Raw genomic sequence first — 2,360 nt, forward strand, 5'->3', positions numbered from 1 at the left:
AGAAGTAGTTTTTGCATATACATTTATCGGTTTTCCTATTAACGTTTCTAAAACAGCCGGCTTATCATCAAAGAAATAGTTTAATTTTATTTCTTGTATAAAGTGTATTTTTTCTTCATCCTTCATTCCATAGAAAAAGCGATCTTCATGTACCGGAAATCCTTTTTCTATTAACCATTTTTTTGTTTGCTCTCCATGCTCTTTAGGTCGCGCCGTTATATAGTAAATTTCATGTCCCTGTCTTTCTAATTCTTGCAATGTCTCTACAGCATACGGAAACGGTGAACAAGAAGTATAATAAATCTCATCCAGCAAACTATTCCACATATGACCGCCTTCCTCGGAAGTCATGCCAAATGCTTCATGAATTTCAATTGTTTTTAAAGAATGGAATACATCCAACCCTACTTTTTTGTTTAATTTCTTATTATATAAATGAAAAGCATGCTGCCTTAAATCAATTAGTGTATCATCGATATCAAATCCAAACTTCACTCTTCATCGCTCCTTTCTGCAATCCATTTATCGGAACATATAAGTAGTTTTTATTCCCCTTATTGCTCATCTTTCCGATATGCTGGATAGCCAATAAATCTATAATCTTTTCCAATCTGGGTAAATGATATATCCTTAAATTCAATTGCATCTTTCATTTTAGTAATACCAGTCCCCTCTACAAAACTAGGCGCCAATCTACCTCCAATAATTTTAGGTGCGAAATATAAAATAATTTTATCCATTAGTTTATTTTCAATAAACGAAGCATTTACTTCTCCACCACCTTCAATAAGCAGGGAGGAAACTCCTTTTTGTCCTAAAACATCAAGCATTTCATGTAAGTTTATATGCTTTTCTCCGCTAGTAACAAATACTTTAACTCCTGCATTTTCTAATGCTTTCTTTTTTTCCTCTGCATGATTACTTGTTGTAAATATCCAGGTAGGAGCTTCTCTATCTGTAACAACGTTAGCTTCCATCGGTATGCGTAATGTCGAGTCCAATATTACTCGAATTGGATTTCGGCCATTTGGAATACGCGTTGTCAATGATGGATTATCCTTTTGAACAGTATTCGCTCCTACTAAAATAGCCGCATTTTCGTTTCGTATTTGGTGTACTTCTTGTCTTGCTTCTGTAGATGTAATCCACTTACTATCCGATAAAGACGTAGCGATTTTCCCATCTAATGTAACTCCTGATTTAATCGTTACAAATGGGCGCTTTGTCAAAATATATTTATTAAAGACTTCATTCATTTTTTTAGATTCTTCTTCACACACTCCTACAAGTACTTCAATACCTGCATCTTGTAGAATTTTAATTCCACGTCCAGAAACAAGCGGGTTTGGATCAAGTGTAGCAACTACTACCTTCTTAATTCCTGCTTGTACAATTGCTTCAGCACAAGGCCCTGTTCTACCATGATGAGAACAAGGTTCAAGAGTTACATAAATTGTACCACCACGTGCCTGTTCTCCAGCCATACGTATCGCATATATTTCGGCATGTGGTTCTCCGGCCTTCATATGTGCTCCGACCCCTACAATTCGATTATCATTTACAATTACAGATCCAACCAATGGATTTGGAGTCGTTTGTCCCTTCATAGCCTTGGCATTTTCTAGTGCTAGCTTCATATACAATTCATGCTCAAGCATGTAAGTGTCCCCCTTCAAAATGTCCAGAACGCTGAATCTTCGTTTGCAAATATTTCTCATTAAACTCTGAGACATCACCCCATAACGGTTCACGACTCGTAACATTTAATCCAGCTTTTTGTAACGCTTCTAATTTTTTCGGATTATTTGTAATAAGTTTTACAGGTTTTGAGCGTAGCGCTTTTAATACTTCAATTGTATCATCATAGTTTCGAACATCATCTTCAAAACCTAGGTTCAGATTAGCTTCTACTGTATCTAACCCATTTTCTTGCAAGAGGTACGTCATAGCTTTACTAAACAAGCCAATTCCTCTTCCTTCATGATTCGCTAAGTAAAATAAAGCACCTGAACCATGTTCTGTAATCATTTGTAAAGACTGCTTTAATTGGAATCCACAGTCACAACGTTTACTACCAAAGATATCACCGGTGTGACAAATACTATGCATACGAATTAGGGCATCTTCAGAATTCTCAAAATCACCATATACAAGTACACTAGATTGCTGCATATCAGCTAAATTAATAGATGAGAGTTTTTCGATAATTCCTTCTACACTATTTGTAACCTCACTACATTGTAACCAAGAATACCATTGAAAAACTTTAGTCTCCCCATATAAATTAATTGGCAATTTGATAGGGCCTACTAAATAAATATCCTTTCCATCTTGATGTATAAATTGAATTTTATCTTCTA

At 35.4% G+C, this 2,360-nt stretch carries 3 protein-coding genes; all 3 read right to left on the reverse strand.

The annotated features are described in order from the left end of the window. The coding region (locus tag ACQGS6_RS26660) for a 5' nucleotidase, NT5C type (RefSeq protein WP_426965891.1) at positions 1 to 495 on the reverse strand (495 nt) is incomplete at its 3' end. Positions 496 to 554: 59 nt separating this feature from the next. After that, positions 555 to 1,658 (reverse strand): bifunctional diaminohydroxyphosphoribosylaminopyrimidine deaminase/5-amino-6-(5-phosphoribosylamino)uracil reductase RibD, encoded by a 1,104-nt coding sequence (gene ribD, locus ACQGS6_RS26665; RefSeq protein ID WP_098382104.1) that lies wholly within the window; start codon positions 1,656 to 1,658, stop codon positions 555 to 557. Next, on the reverse strand, positions 1,651 to 2,360 hold a 710-nt coding region (locus tag ACQGS6_RS26670; RefSeq protein ID WP_426965892.1), incomplete at its 5' end, for a GTP cyclohydrolase II. The genes ACQGS6_RS26670 and ribD, both read right to left, overlap by 8 nt.

This window comes from Bacillus sp. GMs2/2 (assembly GCF_050172095.1).
Lineage (GTDB): Bacteria > Bacillota > Bacilli > Bacillales > Bacillaceae_G > Bacillus_A > Bacillus_A cereus.

What these genes read in the sequence shown, in the direction of transcription:
- ribD (WP_098382104.1), bottom strand. Translation starts at nt 1,658, where the DNA reads ATGCTTGAGCATGAATTGTATATGAAGCTAGCACTAGAAAATGCCAAG.